At 71.2% G+C, this 24,735-nt stretch carries 23 protein-coding genes and 1 riboswitch; of the genes, 5 read left to right on the top strand and 18 right to left on the bottom strand.

The window, feature by feature from the left end; translation table 11 throughout:
* Positions 1 to 58: 58 nt before the first annotated feature.
* The 5 genes from ACZ607_RS03410 to ACZ607_RS03390 form a co-directional block, all read right to left on the bottom strand.
* Positions 59 to 1,000 (bottom strand): ROK family glucokinase, encoded by a 942-nt coding sequence (locus tag ACZ607_RS03410; protein WP_099176282.1) that lies wholly within the window; start codon positions 998 to 1,000, stop codon positions 59 to 61.
* A gap of 150 nt (positions 1,001 to 1,150) precedes the next feature.
* Complete coding sequence (locus tag ACZ607_RS03405) at positions 1,151 to 1,621, bottom strand: DUF5304 domain-containing protein (RefSeq protein WP_469731229.1); 471 nt, start codon at positions 1,619 to 1,621, stop codon at positions 1,151 to 1,153.
* 80 nt (positions 1,622 to 1,701) lie between these two features.
* The gene (locus ACZ607_RS03400) at positions 1,702 to 2,883 is read right to left on the bottom strand and encodes an ArsA family ATPase (RefSeq protein WP_469731227.1); all 1,182 of its coding nucleotides are present in this window, start codon (positions 2,881 to 2,883) and stop codon (positions 1,702 to 1,704) included.
* 4 nt (positions 2,884 to 2,887) lie between these two features.
* A complete protein-coding gene (locus ACZ607_RS03395) occupies positions 2,888 to 3,337 on the bottom strand; it encodes an SRPBCC family protein (RefSeq protein ID WP_469731226.1) in 450 nt (149 codons plus the stop codon).
* Positions 3,338 to 3,472: 135 nt separating this feature from the next.
* Positions 3,473 to 4,282, bottom strand: a complete 810-nt coding sequence (locus ACZ607_RS03390) for a metallophosphoesterase family protein (protein ID WP_469731224.1) — start codon at positions 4,280 to 4,282, stop codon at positions 3,473 to 3,475.
* A 279-nt stretch (positions 4,283 to 4,561) separates the two neighbouring features.
* Between ACZ607_RS03390 and ACZ607_RS03385 the strand changes: the two genes are divergently transcribed.
* A complete protein-coding gene (locus ACZ607_RS03385; RefSeq protein WP_469731222.1) occupies positions 4,562 to 6,358 on the top strand; it encodes an AMP-dependent synthetase/ligase in 1,797 nt (598 codons plus the stop codon).
* 82 nt (positions 6,359 to 6,440) lie between these two features.
* Here ACZ607_RS03385 and ACZ607_RS03380 read toward each other — a convergent pair whose 3' ends face one another.
* A complete protein-coding gene (locus tag ACZ607_RS03380) occupies positions 6,441 to 7,583 on the bottom strand; it encodes a glycosyltransferase family 4 protein (protein WP_469731220.1) in 1,143 nt (380 codons plus the stop codon).
* Between the two features lie 76 nt (positions 7,584 to 7,659).
* Here ACZ607_RS03380 and ACZ607_RS03375 point away from each other — a divergent pair, with 76 nt between their 5' ends.
* Positions 7,660 to 8,916 (top strand): glycosyltransferase 87 family protein, encoded by a 1,257-nt coding sequence (locus tag ACZ607_RS03375; RefSeq protein WP_469731218.1) that lies wholly within the window; start codon positions 7,660 to 7,662, stop codon positions 8,914 to 8,916.
* On the opposite strand, the gene ACZ607_RS03370 is transcribed toward ACZ607_RS03375, so the two are convergent.
* The 5 genes from ACZ607_RS03370 to ACZ607_RS03350 all read right to left on the bottom strand — a co-directional run bounded on the left by ACZ607_RS03370 (position 8,873) and on the right by ACZ607_RS03350 (position 14,366).
* A complete protein-coding gene (locus ACZ607_RS03370; RefSeq protein ID WP_469731216.1) occupies positions 8,873 to 10,126 on the bottom strand; it encodes a hypothetical protein in 1,254 nt (417 codons plus the stop codon). The genes ACZ607_RS03375 and ACZ607_RS03370 overlap by 44 nt on opposite strands.
* A 16-nt stretch (positions 10,127 to 10,142) precedes the next feature.
* Positions 10,143 to 11,165: a C40 family peptidase gene (locus ACZ607_RS03365; protein WP_469731214.1), complete on the bottom strand. Its 1,023-nt coding sequence runs from the start codon at positions 11,163 to 11,165 to the stop codon at positions 10,143 to 10,145.
* A gap of 236 nt (positions 11,166 to 11,401) precedes the next feature.
* On the bottom strand, positions 11,402 to 12,427 hold the full coding sequence (locus ACZ607_RS03360; protein WP_469731212.1) for a C40 family peptidase: 1,026 nt from the start codon (positions 12,425 to 12,427) through the stop codon (positions 11,402 to 11,404).
* Between the two features lie 297 nt (positions 12,428 to 12,724).
* Positions 12,725 to 14,086: an NYN domain-containing protein gene (locus tag ACZ607_RS03355; RefSeq protein WP_469731210.1), complete on the bottom strand. Its 1,362-nt coding sequence runs from the start codon at positions 14,084 to 14,086 to the stop codon at positions 12,725 to 12,727.
* Between the two features lie 37 nt (positions 14,087 to 14,123).
* On the bottom strand, positions 14,124 to 14,366 hold the full coding sequence (locus tag ACZ607_RS03350; RefSeq protein WP_014156692.1) for a hypothetical protein: 243 nt from the start codon (positions 14,364 to 14,366) through the stop codon (positions 14,124 to 14,126).
* A 171-nt stretch (positions 14,367 to 14,537) separates the two neighbouring features.
* Between ACZ607_RS03350 and ACZ607_RS03345 the strand changes: the two genes are divergently transcribed.
* The gene (locus ACZ607_RS03345; protein ID WP_469731208.1) at positions 14,538 to 15,287 is read left to right on the top strand and encodes a rhomboid family intramembrane serine protease; all 750 of its coding nucleotides are present in this window, start codon (positions 14,538 to 14,540) and stop codon (positions 15,285 to 15,287) included.
* Positions 15,284 to 15,565 carry an Lrp/AsnC family transcriptional regulator gene (locus ACZ607_RS03340; RefSeq protein WP_033303376.1) on the top strand — a complete coding sequence of 94 codons (282 nt, stop codon included), beginning with the start codon at positions 15,284 to 15,286 and terminating at the stop codon, positions 15,563 to 15,565. Before ACZ607_RS03345 ends, ACZ607_RS03340 begins: the two co-directional genes overlap by 4 nt.
* Before the next feature lie 80 nt (positions 15,566 to 15,645).
* On the opposite strand, the gene ACZ607_RS03335 is transcribed toward ACZ607_RS03340, so the two are convergent.
* From ACZ607_RS03335 to ctaE, 6 genes are all read right to left on the bottom strand, one after another.
* The gene (locus ACZ607_RS03335) at positions 15,646 to 17,022 is read right to left on the bottom strand and encodes an aminotransferase class V-fold PLP-dependent enzyme (protein ID WP_469731206.1); all 1,377 of its coding nucleotides are present in this window, start codon (positions 17,020 to 17,022) and stop codon (positions 15,646 to 15,648) included.
* A gap of 176 nt (positions 17,023 to 17,198) precedes the next feature.
* Positions 17,199 to 17,316, bottom strand: a riboswitch (SAM riboswitch).
* Between the two features lie 90 nt (positions 17,317 to 17,406).
* A complete protein-coding gene (gene trpD / locus ACZ607_RS03330; RefSeq protein WP_469731205.1) occupies positions 17,407 to 18,471 on the bottom strand; it encodes an anthranilate phosphoribosyltransferase in 1,065 nt (354 codons plus the stop codon).
* A 123-nt stretch (positions 18,472 to 18,594) separates the two neighbouring features.
* Positions 18,595 to 20,220, bottom strand: coding sequence for a cytochrome bc1 complex cytochrome b subunit (gene qcrB, locus ACZ607_RS03325; RefSeq protein WP_129262279.1), 1,626 nt, complete (start codon positions 20,218 to 20,220; stop codon positions 18,595 to 18,597).
* Entirely contained in the window at positions 20,217 to 21,269 is a 1,053-nt protein-coding gene (gene qcrA / locus ACZ607_RS03320) for a cytochrome bc1 complex Rieske iron-sulfur subunit (RefSeq protein WP_360367993.1), read from the bottom strand. The genes qcrB and qcrA overlap by 4 nt, the downstream gene beginning before the upstream one ends.
* Positions 21,266 to 22,075 carry a cytochrome bc1 complex diheme cytochrome c subunit gene (gene qcrC / locus ACZ607_RS03315; RefSeq protein WP_124276878.1) on the bottom strand — a complete coding sequence of 270 codons (810 nt, stop codon included), beginning with the start codon at positions 22,073 to 22,075 and terminating at the stop codon, positions 21,266 to 21,268. Before qcrC ends, qcrA begins: the two co-directional genes overlap by 4 nt.
* 55 nt (positions 22,076 to 22,130) lie before the next feature.
* Positions 22,131 to 22,751, bottom strand: a complete 621-nt coding sequence (gene ctaE, locus ACZ607_RS03310; RefSeq protein WP_014045480.1) for an aa3-type cytochrome oxidase subunit III — start codon at positions 22,749 to 22,751, stop codon at positions 22,131 to 22,133.
* A 187-nt stretch (positions 22,752 to 22,938) separates the two neighbouring features.
* Between ctaE and ACZ607_RS03305 the strand changes: the two genes are divergently transcribed.
* The gene (locus ACZ607_RS03305; protein ID WP_124276877.1) at positions 22,939 to 23,340 is read left to right on the top strand and encodes a response regulator transcription factor; all 402 of its coding nucleotides are present in this window, start codon (positions 22,939 to 22,941) and stop codon (positions 23,338 to 23,340) included.
* Positions 23,341 to 23,439: 99 nt separating this feature from the next.
* Here the strand turns inward: ACZ607_RS03305 and ACZ607_RS03300 are convergent, their stop codons facing one another.
* Positions 23,440 to 24,702 (bottom strand): L,D-transpeptidase, encoded by a 1,263-nt coding sequence (locus ACZ607_RS03300; protein WP_469731201.1) that lies wholly within the window; start codon positions 24,700 to 24,702, stop codon positions 23,440 to 23,442.
* Positions 24,703 to 24,735: the final 33 nt, after the last annotated feature.

Genomic DNA, 24,735 nt, shown 5'->3' with positions numbered 1-24,735 from the left:
ACGGACGCCCGCCGCTCCCCGGAGGGCGCGACGGGCGTCCGTCGTATCGCGGGTGGTGTCAGCCCTGGCGTGCCAGGTCGGCCGCGCCCACCAGGCCCGCCTTGCCGCCCAGTTGGGCCGCGAGGACCTGCGCGTGCGGGCGCCACTCGCCGCCGATCAGCCAGCGCCGGAACGACTTGCGGATCGGGTCGAGGACGAGCTCGCCCTCGTCCGAGACGCCGCCGCCGACGATGAAGGCGGACGGGTCGAAGAGGGAGGCGAGGTCGGCCAGTCCGGCCCCGGCCCAGCGGGCCAGCTCACGGAAGGAGTCGACCGCGACCGGGCAGCCCTGCCGGGCGGCCTCGCTGATGTGCTTGCCCTCGATGCCCTCCACCGTGCCGTCGCCGAGTCCCAGCAGGATCGGGGCGTTCTCCGGGGTGGCGTTGGCGCGCTGCTTCGCGTACCGCACGAGCGCGCGCCCGGAGGCGTACTGCTCCCAGCAGCCCTGGCTGCCGCAGCCGCAGAGCAGCCCGTCCGGGACGACCCGGATGTGACCGAATTCCGCCGCCACGCCGAAGCGTCCGCGGCGCAGCTTGTTGCCGATGATGATGCCGCCGCCCAGGCCGGTGCCGAGCGTGATGCAGATGACGTCGTCGTGGCCCTGGCCGGCACCGAAGCGGTATTCGCCCCAGGCCGCCGCGTTGGCGTCGTTCTCGACGACGACGGGCAGGCCGACGCGCTGCTCGACCTTGTCCTTGAGCGGCTCGTGGCGCCAGTTGATGTTCGGGGCGAACAGCACGGTGGCACGCTTGTCGTCGACGTATCCGGCGGCGCCGATGCCTACGGCCTCGACGTCGTGCCCCTCGCTCGCCCCGGACACGGCGGCGCTGATCGCGTCCACGATGCCTTCGGCGGTCGGCGGGGTCGATACCTTGAACGTCGAGAGGATCCGGCCCTCTTCGTCGACCACTCCAGCCGCGATCTTCGTGCCGCCGATATCGACGCCGATGGTGAGTCCCATGAATCCCTCAGTTTCGGTCGAGCCCCGCTACGGCCAACCGTACCCGAGCCGGGGACGGGTATTTCCTGTCCAGGGCCAGAAGCCGTCGTCCTGCTCCGGCCGGCACCAGGCCCCTCGGGCCCCGGCCGGCCGGGGTGGAACGACGGCTTCCTAGTCCAGGTCGATGTGTTCGCTGCCGCCGGTGCCCTCGTCGCGCGGGTCGGAGGGGTCCTCCGCCGCCTTCCTGCCGCTGCCCGAGGTGCCTCCGGCGCCCTCGGTGCCCTTGGTCCAGCGGCCCTCCTGGCCCTCGACGGCGGAGCGGTAGGCGGCGAGGAGTTCGTTCCCCGCGGCGGCGAGATGGTCGAAGAGGTCCGGATTGCGCTCGATGACGGGCTCGACCGCGGACTTCGCCTGCCGGATCACCTGCTGGACGGTGCCCTGCGCGGCCATGCCGAGCAGCGGCGACTGGAGCGAGGAGACCTTGTCGGCCACGGCGTCGATGAGCTTGCGCAGCTCGTCGGCGGCGGAGCCGGGCTGCTGCCCGTACTGCGCCCGCCGGCGGGCCTTCTCCGCCTCGAGGTCCTCGGCGCAGGCCTCCGCCCACGCGTCGTCGTCGACGGGACGATCGGTGGCTTCACTCATGGCGGACTCCTGCGACGCGGTTGCCTGCGTGACCGTACGGGCCACGTACTACCGACGTTACCCGAACGGTGGTACGCCGTTCATCGTGTCCGGGGCCAGAGCGCGGGATCAGGCGTGAACCGGACACGCAGGACGCCGTCGGTGAGCGCGGCCCCGGAGACGGTGCAGCGGCGCAGCGCGGACTCCAGGCGGACGATCCGGTGGAACGGCCCTGCGGTGAGGAGCAGTTCGTCGCCGCGCCGGACGAGCTTGAGGTCCTCCTTGACCGCGCCGGGCAGCGGCAGGCACCAGGCGATGACCCCGTCGCCGGCGTCCTCGGTCCACCAGGGGTCCCCGGCGTGTCCCGGGGCCGGGTCGTCGGGCGCGCAGTTCTCGGCGAGCGGGGCCAGGTCCTCGACGGTGCGCGGCTCGCGGCCGAGGTGCGGGGTCTGGCGTACGGACGTCCCGGGCGCCCACTCCTGCTGCCAGTGGTCCAGGCACTTCTCCTGGCGGGCGGCGAGGTCGGCGAACCAGGGGTCGGAGGAGTGGCGCGGCAGGACCCGGGAGGCCACGAGGGAGTCGACACGCAGTCCGTGCAGGGCGAGTCCGGTGCGGGCGGAGCAGAGCGCCTCCTGGCCGGCCTGCCCGGGTTCGGCGACCAGCCGCACGGTGGTCGCGCCGTCCTCGATCAGCGCCTGGACGGCGGCGAGTTCGGCGTCCTTGCGGGCGGCGGCCTCGTACAGCCACTGTGCGGGCATGGGGACGCCGGCGAGCTGGGCGAGCACCGGGCGCAGGGCGCGCGCGGCCTGGCGCTCCCGGGGCAGGAGCCGGCGCAGATAGCGGCGCAGCTGCTCGGGCAGGGCGAGCAGCGCGAGGGCGTCGGCGAGCGGGGGCAGGTCGACGACGAGGACCTCGTAGCCGTCCTGCGCCCAGTCGCCCTCGGCGGCGCGCCGCACGGTGTGCAGGACGGCGAGCTGGGCGCTGCCGGGCAGTTCGGTGAGCTCCTCGCCGTCGAGCCGGTTGGCGCCCAGCAGGTCGAGCACCCCGGACGCCCGGGCCTGGAGGTCCAGCAGTTCGCCGCGGAAGTGCGCGGCGGAGTCGATGCGGGCGCAGTCCAGCCGCTCGGCCACCTCCACCGGCTCGGCGCCCGCGGGGAAGGCGGGCACGGCGTCGGCGGAGATCAGGAGGGTGCGGCGGCCGCCGCGTGCCGCGGCGAGCGCGGTCGCCGCGGCGACGGTGGTACGGCCTGCGCCGCCGGGGCCGGTGACGAGGACCGTACGCACGTGATCAGGCCTTCGGGACGGACTCGACGCGCTTCTTCAGCCCGGCGAGCGCCCGGTCGATGATGACCTTCTCGGCCTTGCGCTTGATCATGCCGAGCAGCGGGATCTTGACGTCGACGGCGAGCCGGTAGGTGACCTGGGTGCGGTCGCCGTCGCCCAGCGGCGCCAGGGCGTAACTGCCGTCCAGGGCGCGCAGCATCTGGGACTTGACCAGGGACCAGTCCACCTCGTACGGGCTGTTCCAGGTGTAGGCGAGGACGTGGTCGTCCTTGATCGCTCCGGCGTCCAGGACGAGGCGGACCTGCTCGGCGCGGCCCTGGTCGTCGGTGGCCAGGATCTCGGCCTCCTTCACCTCGCCGGTCCACTCCGGGTAGCGGGCGAAGTCGGCGATCACTCCCATGACGTCGGCCGGTGCCGCCTCGATCGTGATGCTCGAGCTGGTGTGTTCAGCCATCGCCGTGGCCCTCCAGTGCGGTGTACCGGTCGCGTTCGGCAGAGGCCTGCCGTGTGCAGGCTATCGCGTGCCGGTGGCCCGTCCGTCCGCGCCCCGGCCCGCGCCCGGTGGCCGTGTCGCCGGCGGGTGGGACCGTCACCACTCCAGGACCCAGGGCCGCCCGCTGGAGGCGAAGTGGCCGACGTTGACGCACTCGGTGGCGCCGATCCGCATCCTGCGGACCAGCGGCTGGTGGACGTGGCCGAAAATCGCGTAGCGGGGGCGGGTGCGGTGGATGGCGTCGAGGAGCGCGCGGCTGCCGCGCTCGAAGCGCCTCGCCACGGTGTCGTACGTCAGCTCCGGGACCTCCGGCGGGATGTGCGAGCACAGGACGTCGACCGGGCCGAGCGCCTCGACCTTGGCGGCGTACTCCTCGTCGCTGATCTCGTAGGGGGTGTTCATGGGGGTCCTGAGGCCGCCCCCGACGAAACCGAAGACCCGGCCGCCGATCTCGACCCGTTCACCGTCCAGCACGGTGGTACCGGAATTGGCGTACTCGGGCCAGAGCGTGGGGACGTCGACGTTGCCGTACGTGGCGTAAGTGGGGGTGGGCAGGACGGCGAACATCTCGGCGTACTGCTTGCGCACGGCGGACAGGATCGCCGCGTTGCGGTCCCGGCCGGCCCAGAGCTCGCGGCCGAAGGCGCGTGCCTCGTCGTAGCGGCGCGCGGTGCGCAGCTCGACGATGCGGTCGGCGGCGGCGACCCCGAACAGGTCGGGGAAGATGCCGCGCGAGTGGTCGGCGTAGTCGAGGAAGAGGACCAGGTCACCCAGGCAGATCAGGGCGTCGGCGCCGTCCCCGGCACGCGCCAGCGCCTCCGTGTTCCCGTGCACGTCGCTGACCACGTGGACGCGTGTCCGTCGAGTGCGGATCGTGTGCTGATCGTGCGGTGTGGCGGCTCGCATGGAGATCACCCTAGGTCTCCGTCCGCTTCTCCGGGTAGAGGCCGCCGGACCTGCGATTACTTCCGGATCGGGACACGGGTGGACTAATGTGCGCCGAAGGACCACCGATATGTGTGATGCATAAGACATCTGGCCGGAACCCCCTTTCCGGAACCGAGTACCGGTGGGTAACGTCCCGCCAGTCCAGTCGTGCTCACCCCACTGAGCATCTGCCAGTCTTGGACCGATCCGGTGCGTCACACAGAGCCGTGAACCGGAGCCCGATGAGGAGCAGCAGTCTTGCGCGAGTTCAGCCTTCCGGCCCTGTACGAGGTCCCCACGGACGGCAACCTGACGGATCTCATCCGCCGCAACGCCGCTCAGCATCCCGATGTCGCGGTGATGAGCCGGAAGGTGGCCGGCGTCTGGACGGACGTCTCGGCGACCCGGTTCCTCGCCGAGGTCTCGGAGACCGCCAAGGGCCTGATCGCCATGGGCATCCAGCCCGGCGACCGGGTGGCGCTCATGTCCCGCACCCGCTTCGAGTGGGTCCTGCTGGACTTCGCCATCTGGAGCGCGGGCGCCGTCACCGTGCCGGTGTACGAGACCAGCTCCCCCGAACAGGTCCAGTGGATACTCGGTGACTCGGGTGCGGTCGCGGTCGTCGTGGAGAGCGGCGCCCACACGGAGTCCGTCGCCTCCGTCCGGGACCGGCTCCCGGGTCTGCGGCACGTCTGGGAGATCGACCGGGGCGCCGTCGGCGAGCTCGTCGCCGCGGGTGCCGGGGTCTCCGACGAGACGCTGGACCTGCGCATGGTGAGCGCGAAGGCCGACGACCCGGCGACGATCGTCTACACCTCGGGCACCACCGGCCGCCCCAAGGGCTGTGTGCTGACGCACCGCAGCTTCTTCGCGGAGTGCGGCAACATCGTGGAGCGGCTCAAGCCCCTCTTCCGTACCGGCGAGTGCTCCGTCCTGCTCTTCCTCCCCACCGCGCACGTCTTCGGCCGGCTGGTCGAGGTGGCGTCGGTGATGGCGCCGATCAAGCTCGGCTGCGTACCGGACATCAAGAACCTCACCGACGAGCTGGCCTCCTTCCGGCCGACGCTGATCCTCGGTGTGCCGCGGGTGTTCGAGAAGGTCTACAACTCGGCGCGGGCCAAGGCCCAGGCCGACGGCAAGGGCAAGATCTTCGACCGGGCCGCCGACACGGCGATCGCCTACAGCCGGGCGCTGGGCACCCCGCAGGGCCCCTCGACGGGTCTGAGGATCAAGCACAAGGTCTTCGACAAGCTGGTCTTCAGCAAGCTCCGGGCCGTGCTCGGCGGACGCGGCGAGTACGCGATCTCCGGCGGCGCCCCGCTGGGCGAGCGGCTCGGCCACTTCTTCCGCGGCATCGGCTTCACGGTGCTGGAGGGCTACGGCCTCACCGAGAGCTGCGCGGCCACGGCGTTCAACCCGTGGGACCGGCAGAAGATCGGTACGGTCGGCCAGCCGCTGCCCGGCTCGGTGGTGCGGATCGCCGACGACGGCGAGGTGCTGCTGCACGGCGAGCACCTGTTCACCGGGTACTGGGGGAACGAGGCGGCGACGGCCGAGGCGCTGGCCGACGGCTGGTTCCACACCGGTGACATCGGCACGCTCGACGAGGACGGCTATCTCGCGATCACCGGCCGCAAGAAGGAGATCATCGTCACGGCGGGCGGCAAGAACGTCGCGCCCGCGGTGATCGAGGACCGCATCCGCGCGCACGCCCTGGTCGCCGAGTGCATGGTGGTCGGTGACGGACGGCCGTTCGTCGGCGCCCTGCTCACCCTCGACGAGGAGTTCCTCTCCCGCTGGGCCGAGGAGAACGGCAAGCCGGCCGGCTCGACGGCGCTCTCGCTGCGCGAGGACCCCGAGCTGCTCGCCGAGGTGCAGCGGGCGGTGGACGACGGCAACGCCGCGGTGTCCAAGGCGGAGTCGGTACGCAAGTTCCGCGTCCTGGGAGCCCAGTTCACCGAGGAGGCTGGCCACATCACTCCGTCGCTGAAGCTGAAGCGCAACGTCGTGGCGAAGGACTTCGCGGACGAGGTCGAGTCGATCTACCGCGGCTGAGCCGGACGGACACACCCACGAGGAGGGGCCCCGCACCACGACCGGTGCGGGGCCCCTTCCCGTACGGGACGCCCGTACGCCCTCAGAGCAGCGTCCTCAGCTTCTCCGCGAGCAGGTCCCAGCGCCACTTCTCCTCGACCCACGCCCGGCCCCGCTCGCCCATGCGCCGGCTCAGCTCCGGGTCGCCGAGCAGGGTGACGATCCGGTCGGCGGCCTCCTCGGCGGAGCCGCCCCGCACCACATAGCCGGTCTCTCCGTCGAGCACGGCGTCCGGGGCTCCCCCGGAGTCGCCCGCGACGACCGGCAGCCCGGTCGCGGAGGCCTCCAGATAGACGATGCCGAGTCCCTCGACGTCGAGCCCGCCGCGCCGGGTGCGGCAGGGCATGGCGAACACGTCGCCGGCGCCGTAGTGGGCGGGCAGCTCCTCCCAGTCCACCGGTCCGGTGAAGCGCACGGAGTCCTCGACCCCGGTCTCGGCCGCCAGCTTCCTCAGCCGCCCCGCGTACGGGCCGCCGCCCACGACGAGCAGGACCGCGTCCGGCACCCGGGCCAGGATCGCGGGCATGGCCAGGATGAGGGTGTCCTGGCCCTTGCGCGGCACGAGCCGGGACACGCAGACGACGACCGGCCGGTCCGCAAGTCCGAGCCCGGCCCTGATCCGGTCGCCGCCGGACGCCGGGTGGAAGGCCTTCTCGTCGACGCCGGGCGGCAGCTGCACCATGCGGGCCGCGGCCTCCGGGGTGAGCGCGGCGGCGATCCGCGACCGGGTGTACTCGCCGAGGTAGGTGATCGTGTCGGTGCCCTCGCCGATGCGGCGCAGCAGCTGCCGGGACGCGGGCAGCTGCGCCCAGCCCGCCTCGTGGCCGTGCGTGGTGGCCACGATCCGGCGGGCACCGGCCGCGCGCAGCGACGGCGCCATCAGGCCGAGCGGGGCGGCCGCGCCGAACCACACGGAGGAGCAGCCGTGTTCGCGCAGCAGCCGGACCGCCGTCCGGGTGACCCGCGGGGTGGGCAGCAGCATCGTCGTACGGTCGCGTACGACGGTGAAGGGCTGCTCCGCGTCGAAGGCGGCGGTGGCCTCGACGCCCTCCGCGGAGCGCTTCCAGGTGGAGGCGTAGACCACGATCCGCTCGGGGTCCATGCGCAGCGCCATGTTGTGCAGGAAGGCCTGGATGCCACCGGGGCGGGGCGGGAAGTCGTTCGTCACGATCAGCGTCTTGTCCATCGCCGCAGACAGTACCGGGCGCCCCGTCGGCCCTGCCTGACGGCTCCCGCACAGCCCGGGGCTGCATCATGGCGCCATGACGGTCAGGACGGACGCGAGTGGCCGGGCTCTGTCCCTCGCCGTCTGGGGTCTCACCCGGGCGGTGCTGCTGCTCTGCGTTCTCAAGGTGTTCACGGTGCCGGGTCCGGATGTCACGAGCGACGTCTCGGTGATCTACCGGGGCTGGTACGAGGTGCTCCGCGCCGGCTCGTACCCGCTGGACGACGTCACCTGGCAGTACCCGCCCGGAGCCGCTCTCGCGCTGCTCTCCCCGGACCTGCTGCCCTTCCTGGAGTACGCCTCGGCCTTCTTCGTCCTCGTGCTGCTCTGTGACGCGCTGGTGTTCGGGCTGCTGCTGTACGCGGGCAGCCGTCCGGGCATGCGGGACGCGGGCGCCTGGCTGTGGGTCGCGGGCGTGCCGCTGCTCGGGCCGACGGTGTACGCCCGCTACGACCTGATGGTGACGGCCGTCGCGGTGGCGGCGCTGCTGGCGGGTGTGCGTCATCCCCGGGTGATGGGGGCGCTGGCCGCCTTCGGCACGCTGCTGAAGGTGTGGCCGGTGCTGGTGCTGGTGGGTACGGCCAAGGGCAGGGCGACCCGGAGGTCCTGGCCGGCGGCGGCGGTGACGGGCGCCGTGCTGGCCCTCGTGGCCGCGGTGGCGGTGCCGGGCGCGTTCGCCTTCCTGACGTTCCAGCGGGACCGGGGTCTGGAGATCGAGTCGCTGGGGGCGCTGGTCTTCCATGTGGCCCGGCAGTTCGGCTGGGAGGGCCGGGTGGAGCTCCGCTACGGCTCGATGGAGTTCGCCGGGCCGCACGTGGCCCTGGTGAGCACCCTGGCCCTGGCGCTGAGCGTGCTCGCCTTCGGCTGGCTGCTGGTGTGGCGGGTCCGGGCCCGTGCGTTCGCGGTGCACACCCCGGCGGACGCGGCGTTCACCGCGGTGCTGCTGTTCACCGTGACCAGCCGGGTCATCAGCCCCCAGTACATGGTGTGGCCGCTCGGTGTCGCCGCGGTGTGCCTGGTCTTCCGGGGCAGCCGGATGGCGCTGCCCGCGTGCCTGGTCCTGGTGGCCACCGTCGTCACCCTGCTGGAGTTCCCGCTGGGCTTCGCGCACGTGGTGGCCAGTGACGGGGAGGGCCTGGAGCTCATGGCCGTACGCAACGGGCTGCTGCTCGCCGCCACGGTGAGCGCCGGGCGTCGGCTCTGGCGGGACACCGTGCCGGGCCCGCGGCGGGGGCCGGCGGCGGAGCGGATCAGCCCAGTCGGTCGCGAAGATACTCCTGCCAGCGCGCCGTGAAGTCCTCGGGCGTGGTGGAGAGCACCGTGTGCATGGCCTCCTCCACGGCCCCGTCCCGCGCGGAACGGTCCCCCACGGCCTCGTAGAAGGCGATCAGCTCCTTCTCGCCCCAGTCCCGCGCGATCAGCTCGCAGGCCAGCCAGCCGCCCTCGTAGGACTGTGCGAGCTTCGCGGCGTCCTCACCGAAGCCGAAGTTCTCGTCGGCCGGCAGCCGCGCGGGCAGGTCGCCGCTCCGGACCGCCTCGGCGAGCTCGGGCGCGATCTCGGGGGCGGTGCGGCTCTCCCGGCGGTAGGCGGTCCAGTCGGCGAACCCCTCGGAGAGCCAGACGGGCGTGGCGGCGGAGGTGTGCGCCCGGGTCGCCACATGGGTGGTCTCGTGGGTGAGGACGACCCGCTGCCCGAAGTCGCCGAGCATCCCGTACGCCTGTGGGTTGACGATCACCCGGTCCGCGGGCGCCCGGCCGGTGCCGCCGACCTCGCCGGTGGTGACGGCGGCTATGCCCCGGTAACTGGCCACGGGCGAGTCCAGCAGGTGCGCCATGTCCTCCACGGACCCGGGGACGAGCACCACGATCCGCCCGGCCCAGGGCTCCGGCCAGGTGCCGGTGACGGCGGGGACGGCCCCGTCCGCGGTGTCCGCGATCCGGCGCAGCTCGGCCGGCTCCCTGCCGACCCCGAGGACCAGGCTGTGGGTTCCCCGTACGACCTCGACGTCGCCCTGCTGCCAGAGCTGTTCCGGGGTGCCGTCGGCGGCCCGGTCGGCGGCGACGTACCAGGTGCGGCCTTCGCCCCGGCGGACCAGCTCCACCGTGCGGGAGGAGGACACCGGGGCGGTGTCGTAGCCCTTGATGCGGTAGCGCAGCTCGACGTCGGCGGTCACCCGGTCCGTGCCCTCACCGGTCACGTCCTTCACCTCGTACGCCCATGACTCCAGCGGTACGTCGGCGAGGTTGTGCAGCTCGGTGCGCTGGGCGGCCCGGAAGGCCGTGGCCCGGGGGTCGAGGGCGGCCAGGTAGGCGCCGGTGTCGTGCTCCATGACGGCCGCGGCCCGGCGGTCCAGGGCGGCTGCGACCTCCTCGGCGGTGCCGCCGGTGGCCGAGTCACGCGGACCGGTGCAGGCGGGCGCGAGCAGCAGGACGGCGGCCACGGCACCGGCCGTGCCCCGTCTGCGGGTGCGCTCCCGCCGCGCGTCCTGCGTACGAACAGCCATCGGGCCGATCGTACGGTCAGACGCGGGTGACCGAGGAGACGGGCATCATGCCGACGGGGTCGTAGCGCACCGCCGCACCCGGGTACGGGGCGTGGATGACCTGCCCGTTCCCCGCGTACATCCCGATGTGGCTGGCGTCCGCGCGGTAGGCGACCAGATCGCCGGGGAGCGCCTGGGCGAGCGGCACCATGCGGCCCGCGTACCGCTGGGCCTGCGAGGTCCTCGGCAGACCTACCCCGGCCTGCGCGTACGCCCACCGCATCAGCCCCGAGCAGTCGAATCCGTCGGGCCCCTCGGCTCCCCAGACGTACGGCCGGCCCAGCGCCTGCCGTGCCGCCATGAGAGCCGCCAGGCCGCGCGCGGAGGCGGGGGCGCCGTCGGTGAGCGTCCCCGGGGCGCCGGAGCGCGACGCGCGGCCCAGGGCGGCGCGGTCGGCGGCGGGAAGCGTGTGCAGCACGTCCCGGGCCCTGGCCAGCTTGGCCCTCACGGTGCGCTTGTGGCGGGCCACCGCCGCACGGTCGCGCTCCAGGGCGGCGAGGGCCCCGGCGGCCTCCGCGCGGGTCTGGGCGATCTTCCGCTGGGCCCGGTGGAGCTTGCCCAGGGTCACGGCGCGGCGCTCGCCCACGCGGTCCAGGGCGGCGGCCCGGTCCAGGAAGGTGTCCGGGTCCGAGGAGAGCAGCAGCTGGACCGACGGGTCGATGCCGCCCGAGCGGTACTGGGCCCCCGCCATCGAGCCGAGGGACGCCCGCAACCGGTTGATGTCCTCCTGCGTACGGGCCGCCGCGTCCTGGGCCCTGGCGACCCGCCCGCGCTGCCGGCCCAGGCTCTCCCGGGCCGCGTTGTACCGCTCGGTGGCGCGCTCGGCCTCCGTGTACAGCCGGTCGACGGCGGCCTTCGCGGTCTCCGGGGTGTCCTCGGGCACGGCGCTCGCGGGCGCGGTGCCCAGGGTGGCGGCCGCGGTGGCCGCGGCGGCGGACAGGACGGTGGTCCGGACGCCACGGTTGAGGCCGGGCCGGGTGGGGCGGCGATGCGACACCACAGGAAGCCGCACTCCCTTCCGCTGTACGCAGATGTGCGCAGCCCCTGCCGCCCGGGGCGGGCGGACCGACGACCGGGAGCTGCACGGCAGCGCAGAGAGTAATCGGACGGCTACGCACCGGCAAAAGGCCGCGCCGGGTGCGGGAGGGGCGCGGACGACTCCGCCCCGCCGGTGACCTGTGGTCTCCGGCGGGGCGGGGTGTCGTCGAGGGGTGCCGCGATTCGCCCGTTCGGGCGTCAGACGCGCACGCCGAACTGGAAGGTGCCCATGTAGTCCATCGACTCGTAGCGGACCACGGCACCGGGCTTCGGGGCGTGCAGGATCTGGTTGTTGCCCGCGTACAGGCCCACGTGCGAGGTGTTGTTGAAGAAGACCAGGTCGCCGGGCTTCAGGGCGCTGCGGCCGATCCGGACACCGTCGTTGATCTGGGTGTACGTGGTGCGGGTGATCTGGACGCCGGCCTGGGCGTACGCCCACTGGGTCAGACCCGAGCAGTCGAACGAGTTGGGGCCGGTGCCGCCGGAGACGTACGGCTTGCCCTGCTGCGTGGAGGCGGCCTGGAGGGCGGCGGCGCCACGGGCGGACGCGGGGACCTCGTTGCCGAGGTCGACCCGGTCACCGGCGGCGCGGCTGGCGCGCTGCTCGTCCGCGGCCATCTTGGCGCGCTCGGCGGCGGTGAGGGTGTTCAGCAGCTTCTGGGCGTCGGCGAGCTTGCCCTGGTACTTCTTCTTGTTCTCGTTCAGCGTCTTGCGGACGTCGGCGAGGTCGGCGAGCTTGCCCTGCGCCTCCTTGCGCTGCTGCGCGAGGGTCCGCTGCTTCGCCTGGATCTTCTGCAGCGACTCGGCCTGCTTGGCCGTCAGCTGGTCGAGCGCGGAGGCCTGGTCGAGGAAGCTGTCCGGGTCCGAGGAGAGCAGCAGCTGGACCGACGGGTCGAGACCACCGGAGCGGTACTGCGCGGTGGCCAGCGAACCGAGCTCGCCGCGCAGGGTGTTGAGCTCGTCCTGACCGCGGGCGACCTTGTCCTGGAGGGCGTCGGCCTGCTCCTTGAGCTTGTCCTGCTGCTCCTTGGCGCCGTTGGCCTTCTCCGTCGCGACCTCGGCCTCGTGGTAGAGCTTGTCGACCTTCGCCTTGACCTCGCTCTTGGTCGGCTTGGGGTCGGCGTGGGCTGCCTGGGAGGTCAGGGCCACGGCCGCGGCGGCGGTCGCGGTGAGCACGGTCACGCGGGTGCGGCTCGGCTGCTTGGGACGACGGTGGGACGCCACGAAGGCGAGCTCCTTCTTCCTCGAGCCGCCTACCGGGCTGTGGGGGGACACGAACGGATCCCCGGCTCCGTGCACGTCACGGAATCGGCGGTTCCTTCGCCGTCACCCCGGGTGGGCAATCAACCGTGCGAAGGTTCGAGGCCTGACCCTAGTGACCATCTTGTGATCAGTTCAAATCCTCACGAGCAAAATCTCGTCACACCAGGCACTTCTTTACTTTCATCACACTGCGTGTAGCGGCGACTTGACGGTACGTTCCATAAATTCCGGCAAGTCACCCATGTCTCACATGACGCGTCAGACACGCGAAAGGCGCTTCAGGAGCAAGGCGGACGCCACCGGTCGCGCCCCCGCCTTCGCCACCCCGTCGGCCACCTCACGGTCGGTGGAGACCACGACGACGGGCCTGCCCGGCGGTTCGGCGCGCGCCAGCTGCCGGATCAGCTCGTCCGCGGTCACCCCCGCCTTGCTGAACAGCACACGGACTCCGCGCGGCGGTGCCAGCAGGACCGGGACGGCCAGTTCGGCGCCGTCGAAGACACAGGTCATCTCGGCGCCGGTCTGCGCCGCGAGGACGGAGAGACCGCCCAGGAGGCGCAACCGCTGCTTCTCCAGCGGCATCTGGGGATAGCCGGTCTTCGTGACGTTGTAGCCGTCGACGATCAGATGCGCCTGCGGCAGCGCGAGCAGCTGGTCGAGCAGTGCCGGATCGGTCTCCGAAAGCGCCCTGGCCGCGATGTCCTTCGGGGACATCCGGCCGGGCTCCACCGCGTCGACGCCGTCCGCGGGGCGGAGCGAGGAGGGGGGCAGGGCCAGTTCGCGGCGGAGGCCCTGTGCCGCGTCGAGCACGGTGTCCAGGAGCAGCCGCAGCCGCATGTCCTCGACCGAGCGGCCCTCCCTGGCCGCCCGGCGGCCGGCCTCGACGGAGGCCTCCGCCTCGGCCAGCCGCGCCTTCAGCCGGCGGGTCTCGCTCTCGGCCGCCGAGACCTGGGCGGCGGCCTCGGCGCGCACGACGTCGGTCTCCGCGCCGCCCTTGCGCAGCGCGGCCTCGCCGCGCTTCACCTCGCTGAGGGCGCTGCGGAGTTTGCGGTGCAGGGAGTCGTTCTCCTTGCGCGCGGCGTCCAGCTCCGCGCGCAGCCGTTCGGTGTCGGCCCTGGTCTGGTCGCGGGCGCGGTCGAGCTCCTCGCGCAGCCGCTCCAGCTCGCGCCTGGCCTCCTCGTCGGCCCGCTCCGCGTGCGCCCGCTGGACCTCCTCGCCGGCGGCAGCCACCAGCTTGACCCAGCCGGACGGCCGCAGCACGTAGGCCGCGGCGGCCACGTCGACGGGGTCGGCGGCGGCCGGCGGCGCACCGGAGGTGAGGGCCTCGGCCAGCTCCGGCTGGCTCTGGCCGATCCGCTCGCCGATGCGCCGGCGGAACACCGGGTCGCTCTCCAGGGCGGCGGCCATCGCGTTACCCGCGAACTTGGCCCGCCTGCTGGGGGTGAACCGGGCGTACTGCCGCAGCTGGGCGGGGAGTTCGCCGACGGTCAGACCGCCGAAGGCGTCCGACACCAGCGCCACGACCCTGCGGCGTACGCCCTCGGGCAGCGGACGGTCGAGCGACTCCGCGGTGCCGTCGGCCGCGTCGGCCGGTCCGGCGCCGCCTGTCGGCTGCTCCACCTTCCATCACCCCAATGTGTCCGTCCGGGCGACCCCGTCAGGAGTCGGCACCGGGCCTGTCGACCAGCTCGATCTGGTCCACGGCGTTGCACCAGCGGCAGCGCACCGACTCGATGGTCTCACTGACCACCTCTCGCTCCTCGACACTCGACTCCCCGGCCAGGTCGAGATGTACGTACTCCACGACCTTCGAGGAGCGCGTCACATCGAATCGGGTGAGGTTGCCGCAGAGCGTGCAGCGCCAGCGGGTCCCGTCCGTCGGCTGGGGAACCGTCGTCATCGTTGCGTCCTCTTTCGTCGTTCGTCGAGTCCTATTACGTGCCCAGGTCTTCGATCTCGCGGTGCGCCGTCGAACTGCGGATGTCCTGCTGTAACCCTACGGCCTTGCGCATACCTATCGGCACGGCGAGGCGGTCTGCCCCGTTCTCACCTGGTGCGTCATGCTCTGTACGTGACCGATCGGCGGGAAGTCCACTGGCGGAAGCGGGCCCGGGAGCTCGGGGCGGCGGCCTCGGCGGGCGGTGCCCCGGTCACGTACGGCCTGATCGCGCTGTGCTGCGCGGTGTTCCTGATCAGCCCGCTCTCCGGGTTCAACCCGGTCCACGGCACCGCCGACGCGCTGCTGGCCGCGCAGGCCGGGTACTTCGAGCGGTGGGGGGTGATCCCCAGCGAGCTCATGGAGGGCTCGGCGCACGCGGCCCTGACCCCGCTGACCGCGCTCTTCGTCCACGGCAGCTGGCTGCACCTGCTCGGCAACATGCTCTTCCTCTATGTGTTCGGCGCGATGGCCGAGGAGCGCATGGGCCGCGTCGAGTTCACCGTCTTCTATCTCCTCTGCGGCTACTTCGCCCTCGTGGCCTACGCCGTGGTGCACGCGGAGTCCGACCAGACGCTGGTCGGCGCGTCAGGGGCGATCTCCGCGGTGCTCGGCGCGTTCCTCCGGCTCTTCCCGCGGGCCCGGGTCACCAGCCTCTTCCCCTTCCTCTTCTTCCTGCCGCTGCGCTTCCCCGCCTGGATCGTGCTGGTGTTCTGGTTCGTCCTGCAGTGGCTGGCGGCGCGGAGCGCGGGCAGCGGCCCGGGCGTGGCGTACCTCGCGCACGTGGCGGGATTCTCGGCGGGGTTCCTCTACGCCTGGGTCCGGTACCGGGGTACTAGAGTGAAGTCTCCAGCCACGGCCACTGAGGGAGAAAGCCAGCCGTGATCACCGCGATCGTTCTCATCAAGACCAGCGTGGACCGGATTCCCGAGATCGCCGAGGCCATCGCCGCGCTGGACAGTGTCAGCGAAGTCTTCTCGGTCACCGGTACGTACGACCTGATCGCCATGGTCCGGGTGGCCCGGCACGACGATCTGGCCGATGTCATCCCGGGCCGGATCAGCAAGATCCAGGGCGTCGAGGCCACGGACACCCATGTGGCCTTCCGCACGTACTCGCAGCACGACCTGGAGGCCGCCTTCGCCATCGGCCTCGACGCCTGAGACGGGCGTACGCGTACGGCTCCGGCCGGGGACGGGAGGCATCGAGCCCCCGTCCCCGGCCGGAGCCGTATCCGGACCGGTCAGACCTGCGCCGCGCCCCGGTCGGGCACGCAGCGGCCCTCCTCGGTGCGGTAGGTCCAGCGGGCGCCCTTGCTCACCAGCTCGCGGACGGCGCCCAGGAAGCGCTCGATGTGCTCGTCCGGCGTCCCGGCGCCGAAGCTCACCCGGATCGCGTTGAGGGACCTCTCCCCCGGAGCGGCCTCCGGCGCGCCGCACTCGCCCGGGTCCTGCGGCTCGCTGCCCAGCAGGGTCCGCACCAGCGGGTGCGCGCAGAACAGTCCGTCGCGCACCCCGATGCCGTACTCGGCGGAGAGCGCCGCGGCGAAGTGCGAGCTGTTCCAGCCCTCGACCACGAAGGAGAGGACGCCGACCCGCGGGGCGTCGTCACCGAAGAGCGAGAGCACCTTGACCTCGGGGACCTCGGCGAGGCCCTCGCGGACCCGGGTGACGAGCTGCTGCTCGCGGGCGACCAGCCGGTCGAACCCGGCCTCGGTCAGGGCCTTGCAGGCGGCGGCGATGGAGTAGACGCCGATGACGTTGGGCGAGCCGGCCTCGTGGCGGGCGGCGGTGGTGTGCCACTCGACGTCCACACCGCCGTCGGCGCGCCGGGCGACCTTGCGGGAGGCACCGCCGCCCGCGAGGTACGGCTCGGCGTCCACCAGCCAGTCGGCCCGGCCGGCGAGGACGCCCGAGCCGAAGGGTGCGTACAGCTTGTGTCCGGAGAAGGCGACCCAGTCGACGTCCAGCTCGGCGATGTCCACCGGGTGGTGGGGGGCCAGCTGCGCGGCGTCGAGCACGATCCGCGCCCCGTGGGCGTGGGCGGCGGCGGCCAGTTCGCGGACCGGCCACAGCTCGCCGGTGACGTTGGACGCGCCGGTCACGCAGACCAGCGCGGGGCCGTGGGGCGTCCGGCCCGCCAGTGCCCGCTCCAGCGTGGCCACGGCCTGGTCCGGGGTGCGCGGGGCGTCGAGGTAGGTGACCCGGGCGTCGCGCCAGGGCAGCAGCGAGGCGTGGTGCTCGGTCTCGAACACGAACACCTCGCAGTCGGCGGGCAGCGCGGCGGCGAGCAGGTTGAGGGAGTCGGTCGTCGAGCGGGTGAAGACCACCTGGTCGTCGGCACGGCAGCCGAGGAACTCCGCGACGGTCACACGGCTGCTCTCGAACAGGTCGGTGGAGAGCTGCGAGAGGTAACCGGCACCCCGGTGCACGCTGCCGTAGTACGGGGCGTAGGCCGCCACGTCGTCCCAGACCCGCTGGAGCGCCGGGGCGCTGGCCGCGTAGTCGAGGGCGGCGTAGGTGACATCTCCGCCCGTCACCAGCGGAACGGTGACATCAGCTCCCAGAACCGGCAGCGGGGCACAAATGGACTGGTCGACGGCAGCAGTGGGGACAGACATGGCGAACTCCCGTAAGAGGCAGGCGAAATCCTCGCGCCGGCGATCGTGCGCGGCAGCGCGGAAAGGAAGGAAAAGAGGTGTGCGGAGAAGGGCGTGGCGCCCTATCGCATTCGCTTGCTCACAAGAGGCTCCCTGGGACCAAGGACCCCAAGGGGTGGCATCCGACGATGCCGAGGGGCCCGCGCTTGCCACAGACCTCGCTGCCTGCGGCCTGGTCTTCACCCGGGGCACCCCGCCACGGACGGAGGGTTGCCGGACAGCGGGCCGGGGCCGTAGTCGCTGTCACTCATGACCTGCGCAGCATCTTGCCACAACCAGGGCGTCGCGCAAGGGCGCAGTCCGCGATCCGGACTGCGCCCTTGCTCACACCCTGTCGTACGCCCCTCAGGCGTTGCTGGCCGCCACCCAGCGCTCCAGCGCGCCCTTGGCCGCCCCCGAGTCGATGGACCCGGCGGCCCGCGCGATCCCGGCCGCGAGCTGCTCGTCCAGCGTGCCCTCGCCCGGGTCCAGCGCGACCAGCGCGGCGGCCGAGTTGAGCAGCACGGCGTCGCGCACGGGGCCTCTCTCGCCGTCGAGCAGCCGACGGGCCACGTCCGCGTTGTACGAGGAGTCGGCGCCGCGCAGCGCCTCCACCGGGACCAGCTCCAGGCCGACGTCACGGGGGTCGAAGGCCTGCTCGCGGACGGTGCCGTCGCGGACGATCCAGACCCGCGAGGTCGCCGTGGTGGTCAGCTCGTCGAGGCCGTCGTCGCCCCGGAAGACGAGCGCCGAGTTCCCCCGGTCGGCCAGCACTCCGGCGACGATGGGCGCCATCTTCGGGTCGGCGACCCCGATGGCCTGGGAGCGCACCCGGGCCGGGTTGGTGAGCGGACCCAGGATGTTGAAGGTGGTCTGTGTGCCGAGCTCCTTGCGCGCCCTGGCGGCGTACCGCAGGGCGGGGTGGAACTTGACCGCGAAGCAGAAGGTGATGCCCGCCTCCTCGGCGACGTCGACCACGCGCCGCGGCGTCAGTTCGAGGTTGACGCCGAGCTTCTCCAGTACGTCGGAGGCCCCGCTGGCCGAGGAGGAGGCGCGGTTGCCGTGCTTGACGACCTTGGCGCCCGTCCCCGCGACGACGATCGCCGACATGGTGGAGATGTTGACCGTCTTGGCCATGTCGCCGCCGGTCCCCACGATGTCGACCGTACGGCCGGGGACCTCGATGGTGTGGGCGTGCTCGTACATGGCGCGGACGAGCCCGGTGACCTCGTCGACGGTCTCGCCCTTGGCCCGCAGGGCGACCGCGAAGCCGGCGATCTGCACGTCGGAGGCCTCGCCGCTCATGATGCGGTCCATGGCCCACGCGGTGTCGTCCGTGCTCAGGTTCTCGCCGCGCAGCAGGGGGGTCAGCACGCCGGGCCAGGTACGGTCCGCCACGCTGTCGCCGCCGTCCGGGGTCACAACGTTCATGGTCCGCTCCTGGGGTCCACAGCCGATAGAAGTACGCCTCCCACCCTATCCAGGCCCCGGGACAGCGAAGAGCCCCGTCCATCGGATGGACGGGGCTCCCGCTGTGGCGGTCAGCTGAGGTGATCAGTGGTGGCCGTGGCCGCTGGTGATCTCCTTGTACTCCTCGGCAGTGGGCTTGGCGATCTGGTTGTTCTCGCCGTAGTAGCTCCTGCTGAGCCGTGCGCGCACCTTCTGCAGCGCCGACGGCTTGCGCTCGACACCGTTCTCGTCGACCGTCGGGCCGATCTCGAGCGGCTTGTACTGCTCGTGCGCCGTGAGCGTGTGCAGCTGCCCCTGGCCGAGCGGCTCGTGGATCTCCACGAACTCACCGTGCGGCAGGCGCTTGATGGTGCCGGACTCGCGCCCGTGCAGCACCTTCTCCTTGTCCCGGCGCTGGAGGCCGAGGCAGATCCGCCGGGTGACGACGAACGCCAGGACCGGTCCGACGAAGAACGCGATCCGGACGAACCAGCTGATCGCGTTGAGCGACAGGCTGAAGTGCGTCGCCCAGATGTCGTTGCCGCCGCCGATGAGCATGACGAAGTAGATCGTCACCCAGGCGACACCGAGCGCGGTCCGGGTCGGAGCGTTGCGCGGCCTGTCCAGGATGTGGTGCTCGCGCTTGTCCCCGGTGATCCAGGACTCGATGAACGGGTAGAGCGCGAGCGCCGCCAGGATCACACCGAACAGGACCAGCGGGATCAGCACACCGAGGACCAGCGTGTGGCCCCAGAGGTTGATCTCCCAGCCGGGCATCACACGGACGAAGCCTTCGGCGAAGCCCATGTACCAGTCCGGCTGGGCGCCCGTGGACACCTGGTCGGGGCGGTAGGGGCCGAGTGCCCAGATCGGGTTGATCGAGGCGATGCCCGCGATGATCGCGATGAAGCCGAAGACCAGGAAGAAGAACCCTCCGGCCTTGGCCATGTAGACCGGCAGCAGCGGCATGCCGACGACGTTCTTGTTCGTCCGGCCCGGACCCGCGAACTGCGTGTGCTTGTGGAAGAAGACCAGGATGAGGTGGCCGACCACGAGCCCGAGCATGATGCCCGGCAGCAGCAGGATGTGGATCGAGTAGAACCGGGCGATGATGTCGCCGCCGGGGAACTCCCCGCCGAACAGGAACATCGAGATGTACGTGCCCACGATCGGCATCGACAGGATGGCGCCCTGCGTGAAGCGCACACCCGTGCCGGAGAGCAGGTCGTCCGGGAGCGAGTAGCCGGTGAACCCGGTGAACATGCCGAGGACGAACAGCAGGAAGCCGAACAGCCAGTTGATCTCACGCGGCTTGCGGTACGCACCGGTGAAGAACACCCGGAACATGTGCACGAACATGCCGGCGAGGAAGATCACCGCTGCCCAGTGGTGGATCTGCCGGACGAGCAGACCACCGCGGACGTCGAAGCTGATGTCCAGCGTCGAGGCGTAGGCCTCGGACATCCGGATGCCCTGCATCGGCTCGTACGAGCCGTGGTAGACGACCTCGTTCATGCTCGGGTGGAAGAACAGCGTCAGATACACACCCGTGAGGATGATGATGATGAAGCTGTAGAGGCAGATCTCACCCAGCATGAAGGACCAGTGGTCCGGGAAGATCTTGCGCATGTTGGCCTTGGCCAGGCCGTAGATCCCGAGCCGGCCGTCCGCCCAGTCGGCCACCCGCTCACCGGCGGGCGCCTTGCGCTGTGTTTCCGTCGCAGTACTCATCCGCGCTCCCAGAAGGCAGGACCGACGGGCTCTTCGAAGTCACCGAGCGCCTCGAGGTTGCCCTCGCTGTTCACGCCGATCCGCAGCTGCGGAAGGGGGTGACCGGCCGGACCGAAGATGACGCGGGCGCCGTCGGAGAGGTCGAAGGTGGACTGGTGGCACGGGCAGAGCACGTGATGCGTCTGCTGCTCGTACAGGCTGATCGGGCAGCCGACGTGGGTGCAGATCTTGGAGAAGGCCACGATTCCCTCGTGGGCCCACTCGCGCTCACGCTTGTCCTTGATGTTGTCCGGCTCGATGCGGATGATCATCAGGGCGGCCTTGGCGATCTGCGTCTGGAAGTCGTGCGCGTCCTCCTCCAGGCCCTCGGGCATGGCGAAGGTCAGCGAACCGACGACGACGTCCTCGGGACGCAGCGGCTCCATGGTGTTCATGTTGACGAGCTGCTTGCCCTTGGCCCACAGCGTCTTGCGGAGCTTCTTCTCCGGCAGCGGACCGAGGTCGCGCAGCAGCACCACACCGGAGAGCGGCACCAGGGCCAGCGCACCGAACATGGTGTTGCGGATCAGCTTCCGCCGCCCGATCGCGGACTCCCTGGCACCGTCCGCGAAGTCGGCCATGACCTTGGCCTTGACCTCGGGCGTGGCCTCGATGGCGTGCCGGTCGTCGGCCACCTCCACGTCGGACATCAGGGTGCGCGCCCAGTGGACGGCTCCCGCGCCGATGAGGAAGAGCGCCAGACCCAGGGTCAGGCCCAGGGAGAAGTTGAGCGCGCTCACATGGCCGAACGGCCAGATGAAGACGATCTTGTCGACCGGGAAGATGACGTACGAGGCGATGAAGCCGACCGTCGCCAGCATGGACAGCGTGAACAGGAGGGCGACGGCTCGCTCGGAGCGCTTCGCAGCCCGTTCGTCGATGTCCTGGATGCGCGGCTTGTGGGCCGGCAGCCCCGGGTCGGCGAACGGGTCGCCCGCACCCTCTACCGCGCCGTGCGCGGTGCCCTGCTCTACCGGCAGGTTCTCTTCTGGAATCTGTTGGCTACTCATGACTTCTTGGCCTTAGCGGTGTGGGCCGCGACCCATACGGCGATGGCGATCAGGCCGCCCAGGCCGAAGATCCAGCCGAAGAGTCCTTCACTGACGGGGCCGAGGCCACCGAGCGAGAGGCCGCCGGGGTCTTCGGACTCATCACCGTTGACGGTCTTGATGTACGCGATGATGTCTTTCTTCTCCTGCTCGGGCATGGTGCTGTCCGGGAAGGAGGGCATGCTCTGCGGGCCGGTCTGCATGGCCTCGTAGATGTGCTTCGGGCTCACGCCTTCGAGGTCCGGGGCGTACTTGCCGTTCGTCAGCGCGCCGCCCTTTCCGGTGAAGTTGTGGCACTGCGCGCAGTTGGTGCGGAACAGGTCACCGCCCTTGGCCACGTCCGCGCCGGCAGGGTCGACCTGGCTTCCGGTCGGCGTGATCGGACCGGCGCCCAGGGACGCGACGTACGCCGCGAGCTGGTCGATCTCGGCCTGGGAGTAGATGACCTTCTTCTTCGGGACCTGGGCGCCCGGCTGCTGGGCCGGCATGCGTCCGGTACCGACCTGGAAGTCGACGGCGGCGGAGCCGACGCCCACGAGGGACGGCCCGTCGGTGGTGCCCTGACCGCCGGATCCGTGGCAGCTGGCGCAGCCCACGGAGTAGAGCTTCTTGCCCTCGTCGATGGCGAGGGACTGGGCGGTTTCGTCGGCCTGCGCCTTACCCGCAGGCGCGAACGCGGCGTACAGCCCCCCGGTAGCCGCCAGCGCGAGGAGTAGTACGACGACCGCCGCCAGCGGATGGCGTCGTCGTGCGGAGAGCTTTTTCACGGATTACCCCGGTGTCAGGATCTTCTGCGTCGATGATGGGTGGGTGCGAGCCCTGTTACTTGATCATGTAGATCGTGGCGAACAGGCCGATCCAGACGACATCGACGAAGTGCCAGTAGTAGGACACGACGATGGCGGCGGTGGCCTGCTCGTGGGTGAATCTCGAGGCCGCGTATGTCCTGCCCAGGACGAGCAGGAAGGCGATCAGGCCGCCTGTCACATGCAGACCGTGGAAGCCGGTCGTCAGGTAGAACACCGAACCGTACGGGTCGGAGGACAGGGAGAGACCCGCCTCCTTGACCAGCTCGGTGTACTCGAGGACCTGGCCTCCGATGAAGATCGCACCCATCACGAACGTGATGATGAACCAGGTGCGGAGCTTCTTCACATCGCCCCGCTCCGCGGCGAAAACGCCGAGCTGGCAGGTGAGAGAGGAAAGCACCAGGATCGTGGTGTTCGTCGCCGAGAACGGGAAGTTCAGATGGTGAGCCATCTCCTTCCAGTGATCGGGTCCCATCACCGATCGCAGGGTGAAGTACATCGCGAAGAGGGCCGCGAAGAACATCAGCTCGGAACTCAACCAGATGATGGTTCCGACGCTGGTGAGGTTCGGCCGATTGACCGACGGGTGCGCGTGCCCGGTTTCTACTGTCGTTGCTGTCGCCACGACCGACATTATGTCGGTCGCTTATCCCGCCCTCACTCCGGGGGGTGCCGTTCGGTGTGTCAGTGGGGTGTGTCCTCACCGAACGGCCCATCGAATCGCTGTCTTTACCGGTGCTGACAGGCAGTCCGCCGGAGTACGATCCGCCCATCGGTTCATGCCCCGAGAGCCCCGAAGACACAGACGTCACGGAGGAACAATGCAGCCGACCGCCACGGTCCTGGTCTACAGCGACGACGCCAACACCCGCGAGCAGGTGAGGCTGGCTGCCGGGCGGAGGCCTGCGGCGGACGTGCCACCGGTGGAGTTCCTGGAGTGCGCCACCCTGCCGGCCGTCCTGAGCGCGCTGGGCCGGGGCGGTGTCGACGTCTGCGTGCTGGACGGCGAGACGGCCCCCGCGGGCGGCATGGGCGTCTGCCGGCAGATCAAGGACGAGATCTTCGACTGCCCGCCCGTGCTGCTGCTGATCGGGCGCCCGCAGGACGCCTGGCTGGCCACGTGGAGCCGCGCGGACGCCGCTGTGACGCATCCGGTGGACCCGGTCGACTTCGCGGACGCCCTGGCCTCCCTGCTGCGCCGCAGGCTGGCCGTAGGCGCCTGAGGGGCCGTGGAGGACCCGCGGGCCCGGGTGGCCTGAGGCGGAGGGGCCCCGAACCCCTCCGCGGTGTCCTCCCCGGGCGTGGCGCACTCCCGGCCGGGATCAGACCTGGGGGCGCAGCCGCGCCGTCCGGACGTCGGTGCCGGAGTCGGTGTCGGGCGTGGAGCCGCCGTGCAGGGCGCTGCCCTTCTGCCAGGCGTCCCAGCCGAGGTTCCAGTCGCCGAAGCCGTTGTCGAACGGCGTCATGGTCTCGCCGTCGCTCCCGACGACCTTGACGATGTCGCCCTCGCGCACGGTCTCGAAGAACCACTGGGCGTCGGCGGTGCTCATCCCGGTACAGCCGTGGCTGACGTTGGCGTTGCCCTGCGATCCGGTGGACCAGGGCGCGGCGTGGACGTACTCGCCGCTCCAGGTGACGCGTGTGGCCCAGTAGACGGGCAGGTCGTAGGACTCCGAGGAGCCGGCGGCGATGCCGATGCTCTCGCCGCGCATGCGTACGAACTGTTCCTTGGCCAGCACCACCTTGACGCCGTTGCGGGTGTCGAAGCCGGGCTTGCCCGTGGTGACCGGCAGGGTGTTGATCACTTCACCGTTGCGCAGAACGGTCATGGAGTGGTCCGAGGCGTCGGTGATCGCTTCTATGCGGTCGCCGGTGGTGAGTTTCAGGGGTTTCGTGGCGGCGCCGTAGAGGGCGTTGGTGACCTTGATGCCCTTGAGGTTGCTGCGGACGTCGATGGTGGCGTCGGCGGGCCAGTACTCCTTGGGCCGGTAGTGCAGCGTCTTGTCGTCGACCCAGTACCAGGAGCCCGTGACGGCGGGGGCGGAGCGGACCTGCAGCCCGCGCTCCACGGTGGCGCGTGAGGCCTTGTCCGCGACCGGAGCGCTGAGTTCCGCTGTGAGGGGCTGTCCGACCCCGTAGGTGCCCGCCTGCGGGCCGAAGGTGACCTTCAGGAACTTCTTGGCCGCGGTGGTGCCGAAGGCGTACGTACGGCTGCCGGGGGCCCCGTCGCCGTTCTCGGTGGAGATCTTGACGGTGTATCGGGTGCCGGCGGCGAGCGAGGTGGTGGAGTGCCACCGCTTGCCGTCGGCGTCGAGCTCTCCGGCCAGGTGGCGGCCCTCGGCGTCGATGGCCGTCACGTCCGTGATCTTCGCGTCGTCGTCCTTGACGGTGACTTCGAGGGGCTTGTCGGGGTCGGCCTTCTTGTTCTCGGCCGGACCGTTGAAGGAGATCAGTTCGGCGGCGTCGTAGGGCTTGAGCGACAGCGGATCGCCGTCGGGGCCTCCACAGGCGGTCGCACCCGCTACCAGGGTCACGACCAGCAGAGTGCAGCTCACTACGGTGCGGATGCGCGGCGTGTGGTTCATGAACCCACGCTAAGAAGATTCATCCGATCCAGC

It is taken from the genome of Streptomyces sp. NPDC104381, assembly GCF_055583745.1.
Note: the sequence above shows the minus strand (reverse complement) of the source record. Positions and strands in the feature narration are given on the sequence as shown.